At 76.9% G+C, this 6,322-nt stretch carries 7 protein-coding genes and 1 pseudogene; 3 read left to right on the forward strand and 5 right to left on the reverse strand.

Annotated elements, in window-relative coordinates:
* The gene (locus MLV88_RS13875; protein WP_242341030.1) at nucleotides 1-810 is read right to left on the reverse strand and encodes a hypothetical protein; all 810 of its coding nucleotides are present in this window, start codon (nucleotides 808-810) and stop codon (nucleotides 1-3) included.
* A gap of 44 nt (nucleotides 811-854) precedes the next feature.
* Here MLV88_RS13875 and thiE point away from each other — a divergent pair, with 44 nt between their 5' ends.
* The gene (gene thiE / locus MLV88_RS13880) at nucleotides 855-1,475 is read left to right on the forward strand and encodes a thiamine phosphate synthase (RefSeq protein WP_242341029.1); all 621 of its coding nucleotides are present in this window, start codon (nucleotides 855-857) and stop codon (nucleotides 1,473-1,475) included.
* A gap of 127 nt (nucleotides 1,476-1,602) precedes the next feature.
* On the opposite strand, the gene MLV88_RS13885 is transcribed toward thiE, so the two are convergent.
* The 3 genes from MLV88_RS13885 to MLV88_RS13895 are packed head-to-tail and all read right to left on the reverse strand — an operon-like array spanning nucleotide 1,603 to nucleotide 3,287.
* Nucleotides 1,603-2,262 (reverse strand): class I SAM-dependent methyltransferase, encoded by a 660-nt coding sequence (locus tag MLV88_RS13885; protein WP_242341028.1) that lies wholly within the window; start codon nucleotides 2,260-2,262, stop codon nucleotides 1,603-1,605.
* Between the two features lie 33 nt (nucleotides 2,263-2,295).
* Nucleotides 2,296-2,763, reverse strand: a complete 468-nt coding sequence (locus MLV88_RS13890; RefSeq protein ID WP_242341027.1) for a MauE/DoxX family redox-associated membrane protein — start codon at nucleotides 2,761-2,763, stop codon at nucleotides 2,296-2,298.
* Nucleotides 2,760-3,287, reverse strand: coding sequence for a rhodanese-like domain-containing protein (locus MLV88_RS13895; RefSeq protein ID WP_242341037.1), 528 nt, complete (start codon nucleotides 3,285-3,287; stop codon nucleotides 2,760-2,762). The genes MLV88_RS13890 and MLV88_RS13895 overlap by 4 nt, the downstream gene beginning before the upstream one ends.
* Before the next feature lie 92 nt (nucleotides 3,288-3,379).
* Here MLV88_RS13895 and queD point away from each other — a divergent pair, with 92 nt between their 5' ends.
* Nucleotides 3,380-3,772, forward strand: a complete 393-nt coding sequence (queD, locus tag MLV88_RS13900) for a 6-carboxytetrahydropterin synthase QueD (protein ID WP_242341026.1) — start codon at nucleotides 3,380-3,382, stop codon at nucleotides 3,770-3,772.
* Here queD and MLV88_RS13905 read toward each other — a convergent pair.
* Nucleotides 3,757-4,287 (reverse strand): hemerythrin domain-containing protein, encoded by a 531-nt coding sequence (locus MLV88_RS13905; RefSeq protein ID WP_242341025.1) that lies wholly within the window; start codon nucleotides 4,285-4,287, stop codon nucleotides 3,757-3,759. The two genes, queD and MLV88_RS13905, sit on opposite strands and share 16 nt — an antisense overlap.
* 52 nt (nucleotides 4,288-4,339) lie before the next feature.
* On the opposite strand from MLV88_RS13905, the pseudogene MLV88_RS13910 reads away from it, so the two are divergent.
* Nucleotides 4,340-6,322 (forward strand): annotated as a pseudogene (locus MLV88_RS13910) (PD-(D/E)XK nuclease family protein); the annotation flags it as partial.

Raw genomic sequence — 6,322 nt, forward strand, 5'->3', positions numbered from 1 at the left:
CTACCCGACGGGCTCGATCCGCGCGATCGACTGGATCTGCGAGCGGAACACGCGGGAGGGCTTGCCCCAGTTCCCGGAGCTGAAGCCCTGGCAGATCCGCTCGTAGGCCTCCGGGTGCTGGTGCGGCGCGAACTCCTCCACGACGCCGCGGAGCTCCCACCCCGCGAAGTCGTCGAGGTCGAGCACGAGCCGCGTCTCGTGGCGGTTCGCCTTCAGGTTCATGTACGTCTTCAGGGCGAGGCCGTCGCCGTGATAGAGCGCGAGCCGCTCGCCGTCCACCTCGTGGTGGAAGATGAACCGCGGCGAGATGTTGGCCGTCTCGCCCACGCCCACGAGCGCGTACCGCACGCCGGCGAGCGTCTCCTGCAGGTCCTCGAAGGGGACGTTCTCGAAGAACTTGAGCGTGTAGGGGCTGTGGTGGACGGTGAAGATCTGGGCGCCCTTCACGGCCACCGTGCCGTCCGGGAGCTCCTCGAGCAGATCGCGCTCGGTCGTCCCGGTCGAGAGCGCGCGCGTCTTCACCTGGTAGCCCTGGTACTGCTCGACCCGCGTCATGTGGACGGTGATCGACTCGCCCTTCTGAGGCCGGCGCACGATCGGGCCGGCGAGGCGGATCTCGAGGTCGCGTCCCGTCGGACCGGGCTCGAGCCGGCGGATCCGGTTCACCGAGACCGAGGCGAACGTCCCCGCGAGGCTGGTCGTGCCCATGAAGGACAGGACCTTCTCGTACTTGACCGTCGGGAAGCGGCTCGCCTGCTTCGCCTTCTGCTCCTCCAGGAACGCGAGGAAGCTGTGAAGGTCGCTCGACACGTGATCACCTCTGGGAGGAGGATGGCGTGCGCGCGAGCTTACGGATGGGCGTTCCCGTTGTCCACCTGATCACGGATCGCAGTCTCACGCGGGATCTCCCCGCGCGCGTCACCGCCGCGCTCGTCGGACTGCCGCCCGGCCGGGTGCTCGTCCAGCTGCGAGAGAAGGACCTCGGCGGCCGCGAGCTGCTCGCGCTCGCGCGCGCGCTCGCGGCAGTCTGCCGCGCGGCGGGGCAGCGCCTCATCGTGAACGACCGCGTGGACGTGGCGCAGGCGGCGGGCGCCGACGGGGTACACCTGCCCGCCGCCGGGATCCCGGCGGCGGACGCGCGCCACCTGCTCGGTCCGGACGCGCTGGTCGGCGTCTCGTGCCACTCCGCGGCGGAGGTGCGCCGCGCGCGCGAGGCGGGCGCGAGCTTCGCGACGGTGAGCCCCGTCTACGACACGCCCTCGAAGCGCATCTACGGGCCCCCCGTCGGGCTCGCGGTGCTGCGCGCGGCCGCGGCGCAGGGGTTGCCGGTCATCGCGCTGGGTGGGGTGACGCCGGCGCGGGTGCCGGAGGTGCTCGCCGCCGGCGCCCACGGCGTCGCGGCGATCCGCGCCTGGCTCGAGGGCGACGACCCCGCCGGCGCGGTCCGCGCGCTGCTCCCGGGCGGCGCGGGTTGAGCGGGCCGATCATGTTCGACGAACGGGCGAGCGAAGCGAGCCCGCCGGGGCGCCACCGCGACAGCGGCGAAGCCGCCCGCAGTGGCGCACGGGACCCGGCGTGCAGGGGCTGGGGCGCAGCCCCCGTTCAACCGACCCGGAGCTCGAGGAAGTACTGGTAGGGCAGGAACGTCCGCTCCGCGGCGACCGCGAGCCCCGCCGCGCGCGCGGCGGCGAGGAAGTCCTCGCGCGACACCTTGTGGTCCGGCGGCGGTCCGACCGGCAGCTCGCCGGCGTGGAAGTCCACGTTCACGATCCGTCCACCCGGCGCCAGCCGCTCCGACAGCCGGCGGAGGTACCCCGGCCCGTCGGGGAAGTGATGGAACGTGTTCACGACGAGGATCGCGTCGCACGGCTCGGGCGGCAGCCCCTCGCCCTCGGGCGCGAGCAGCGGGTGGACGTTCGCGATGCCCGCCGCCCGCGCGCGCTCCTCGAGCAGCGCGATCATGCGCGGCTCGACGTCGATGGCGTACACCCGGCCGGACTGCCCCACGGCGCGGGCTAGGCGGAGGGCGAAGTAGCCGGGCCCGGCGCCCGCGTCGCAGGCGACGGCGCCGGGCCGGAGCCCCAGCGCCGCGACCACCTCGTCCGGCTTCTGCCACTCGACTCGCGACGGATCCTCGAGCCGCGCGAGGTAGGCGTCGAGGTCCTCGGGGTTGCCGTGGCGGTCGCGACCGGGCGCGTGGCCATGGCCGTGCCCGTGGCCTGCGCCGTGCGCGTCAGGGTGCTTCGGGGAGTGCGTGCTCATGCGCGAGGAGAGCCCCTGGCCGGTCCGGGAGATTCAGCCATGGGTGGCCGCGGACGCGTCGCGCCGCGGCTCGCTCGCCGGGGCCGGGCGCGCGGGGAGGAGGCGGCCCGGGCCGCGCAGGAGCAGCGCGAGCGCGACGGCGAGCATGCCGGCGTCGCGCAGCACCGTGAGCCAGGTCGCGCTCTCGTTGCCGCCGAAGCAGCCGCAGCGCAGGTCGATCCCGCGGAGCAGCGCCTGCGAGAGGCCCAGCGTGAACACCGCGAGGAGGCCGGTCGCGACCAGCGCGGCGCCCCGCGCGAGCCGCCCGGTGACGAGCAGCAGGCCGAGCGTGAGCTCGATCCCGATCACCGCCGCGGCGGCGCCGGGGACGAGCGTGGGCGGCACGAGCCGGTAGTTCGCGAGGTTCTCGGCGAACGCCGACATGTCCGGGAGCTTCGTGGCGGCGGCGTACAGGAAGGTCGCGCCGAGGCCGATGCGCAGGAGCGCGAGGAGCGGCTTCACCGGTGAGCCTCCGCGGGATCGTGGCAGGCGGGGCAGTAGCCGGACGTGCCGGCGCCCCCTGCCGCCACCCAGGCCGGCCAGGCGCCCTCGAGGACCCGCACGTCGGGGAGCCCCTCCCGCTTCAGCCGGTGCGCGACCTCGTCGGCGAGCGCGCAGGTGTAGTCGCCGTCGTACACGACGACGAGCGGGTACGCGCGCAGCGCCGCGACCGCGACCGCCTCGTCCGGGTGGCCGGCGGGCGGGAGGTGGACGGCGTTCGTGACGTGCCCCGCCGCGAACTCGCTCGCGCCGCGCGCGTCGGCGAACCCGGCCCTGCACGCGTCGCAGAGCCCCTTCGCCTCCTCGACCGCGATGCGCGGCGCCCTCGCCGCCGGGGCGGCGCCTGCCACCGCGCACATGCCGGTGCCGCTCTCCGCGGCCGAGTGGACGGGCCGTGCGAGGGCCGCCGGTCTCGGGCTCGCGGCGTTCCCGGCGAGCCCGAGGAGGGCTCCGGCGGCGACGATGAGAGCTGCCTCTGCGAGCATGCGCACGGGGCGATGGTAACGCGGGAGGGGGGATCCCGCGATCCCGATGCGCGGGTGCGCTCGCCGGCCAGGGCGGCTATATTGCGCCGCGCATGGGCGTCCCCGTCTTCGAGGTCTCCAAGGAGTTCACGTTCAGCGCCGCGCACCAGATCCGCTTCCACGGCGGCAAGTGCGAGCGGCTCCACGGCCACAACTGGCGGATCCGGGTCCACGCCCGCGCCTCCGAGCTGAACCGGATCGGCATGGTGATCGACTTCGCGGATCTGCAGAAGCTCGTCGGCGACATCGGCGGCCGGTTCGACCACCGGAACGTGAACGAGGTGCCGCCCTTCGACGAGGTGAACACCACCGCCGAGCTGCTCGCGCGCCACTTCTACGAGGAGGCGAACCGGGCGCTGCTCGAGCGCGAGGGCGGCCGCGTACGCGTGTCGAAGGTCGAGGTCTGGGAGAACGAGGGCTCGCTCGCCGTCTATCGCGAGGAGTGATCGCGGCGGGCGCGCAGCTCGCGCGCGATGTCCGCCCGGGCCCCGTCCCCGAGGAGCGTCCGCAGCGCCGGGAAGATGACCTCCTCCTCGAGCACGAGGTGGTGCGAGAAGTGCTCCCGGAGCGTGGCCACCGCGGCGATGAGGGCGGGGGCGAGCTCCTCGCGCCGTCCCGGCGAGGCGACGAGCTCCGAGCACACCGCCAGGACGTGCGAGACGGCGAGCGCGTGGCCGGCGTGATCGCGGTGCATCGTCACGAGCGCGGCGTCCACCTGCCGGTCGCGCCCGGCTAGGCGCGGCAGCACCGACTCCTCCTCGTCCTGCGCGTGCAGCGGGAGCGCCTCGGCGAAGTACTGCCGGATCCCGGCGGCCGCGCGGGCGACCTCCTCTGCCCCCATCGCGCCGGCCACCGCCAGCCGGTCCGCCAGCTCGATGAACGATCGGAGGCGGCCGTGACACTCGAGGAGGACCGCGACGGCCTCCTCGGCGAGGGACCTGGTGCCGGTGTGCGTCTGCATCTCTCCCGGAACGCACGCCGCCCCGTCAGCCTTCCCTCGTATCCTGCTCCTCGTGGCCGCCCTCATCCTCGCCAGGACGCCCCTCGCGGCTGCGAGGGCGGCGCGACGTCTCTGCGACGCGCAGGACGGCGTCCTGTTCGGGCCTCAGGTGGCGACGCTCGATCGCCTCGTCGTTCCGCTCGTGGCCGCCGCGGGCGACGGGCGGGCGATCCTGGATCCGCTGGCCGAGCGGCTCGTCGCCGCCGAGGCGGGGCGAGACGCGGGGGGGCCGTTCGAGGGGCTCGAGGCGACGGACGGGACGGCGGCCGCGCTCGCGGGGACCCTGGCCGAGCTGCGCCGCGCGGAGGTGAGCGCGGCGGACGCACGCGCGGCGGCGAGGTCGCTGGACGGCGCCGCGGCCGCGCGCCTGGGAGCCGTCGCCGAGGTCCTCGCCGCCTACGAGACGCGCCTCGCTCGCGCGGGCGCGCTCGATCGCGCCGGCGCGGCGCGCGCCGCGGCCGACGCGGCGGCGCGCGGGGTGACCTGCCCCGAGACGGCGGACCTCGACCTCCTCGTCGTCGCGGGGATCGCCGAGGCGAGCCTCGCCGAGTGGGACCTCCTCTCCGCGCTCGTCGCGCGCGCGCGCCGCTCGCGGCTCCACCTGCCGTTCTTCCCCGAGCGCCCCGACGTGTGCGCGCCCGTCGAGCCGCTGCTCAGGCGCGTCGAGTCGCTGCACGAGCTCGCCGCGCGGCGCGAGATCGAGGTCGTGCTCGCGCACGTCGAGGGCGACGGGCGCGCCCCCGGGCCGGCCGCTCTGCTCGCCGCGCTCGGCGGTGGCCGCGCCTCCGGGCAGCTCGAGGGTGACGGGGTCATCGCGGTGGCGGCGCCGGGCGAGGAGGGCGAGGCAGACGCCGCGGCGCGAACCGTCGCGGCCCTCGCCGCGGACGGCGTGCCCTTCGAGGAGATCGCGGTGATCGCCGCCGCGCCCCGGCAGGTGGCCCCCTCGCTCGCGCGCGCGCTCGCCGCGCGCGGCGTCCCCTTCGCCGCGGGGCGGGGCCCCGCGCTCGCCGACCTCCCCCCGGTCCGCGCCGTGCTCGACGCGCTCGTCGCCGCCGCGGCGCCCACCCGCGCCGTCATCGAGCGGCTCGCGGCGTCGAGCTACCTCGGGCCCACGGGGCTCGGCGGCTCGCTCCGCGCGCTGCTGGATCGCGCGGGCGCCATCGACGGCCGCGCCGCGCCGCTCGCCGCGCTGCGGAGCCGCGCCGCCGCGCTCTCCGCGCCCGCGGCCGCGCGCGAGCGGAGCGCGCTCCTCCGCGCCGCGGAGGACCTCGAGGCGCTCGGGGCCTCGCTCCGGCCGCTCGGGACGCCCGCGACGCCGCGCGAGCACGCGCGCCGGCTCTCGGGGTTCCTGGACGCCACGGGCGTGCGGAGGCGCGCCGCGCGAGGGCCACGTGAGCTCGTGGCGCGCGACCTCGCCGCGCTGCGCGCGCTCGAGGACGCGGCCGACGCGCTCTCCCGGGCGTTGACGCTCGCCGGCCGAGGGGCCGCGAGGCTCGACGCGCGCACCTGGGGAGCGCTGCTCGGGATCGCGGCCCAGGGGGCTGCGCTGCCCGCGCCGGCCGAGCCTGCGGCGGGCGCGGTGGAGCTCTGGGGGCTCGACGACGCTCCGGGGCTCTCCGCCCGCGCCGCGGTCGTGCTGGGGTGCGCGGAGGGGAGGTTCCCGCCCTCCGCCGGGCCCGACCCGCTGTTCCGGGACGCGGAGCGGCTCGCCGTCGCGCGGCAGCTCCGCCGCCCGGCGCTCGCGACCTCGGGCGGCCGCCGCGCCGAGGCGCAGCACCGCGCGTTCTGCGCCGCGGCGACGGGACGCGAGGCCGTCGCGTTCGTCTGGGCCGCGCCCGGTCCGTCCGGCCGGGGCGCTCCCCTCGCACCGCTCCTGGCCGACGCGCTCGCCGCGATCGGCGTCCCCGTCCCATCGGCGCCGGAGCCCGAGCCGGACCTCGCCGGCGCGCGGACGGAGCGGGAGGCGCTCCGCGCCGCCGCGCGGCTCGGGGGGTCC

Source organism: Anaeromyxobacter soli (assembly GCF_022808855.1).
GTDB lineage: Bacteria > Myxococcota > Myxococcia > Myxococcales > Anaeromyxobacteraceae > Anaeromyxobacter > Anaeromyxobacter soli.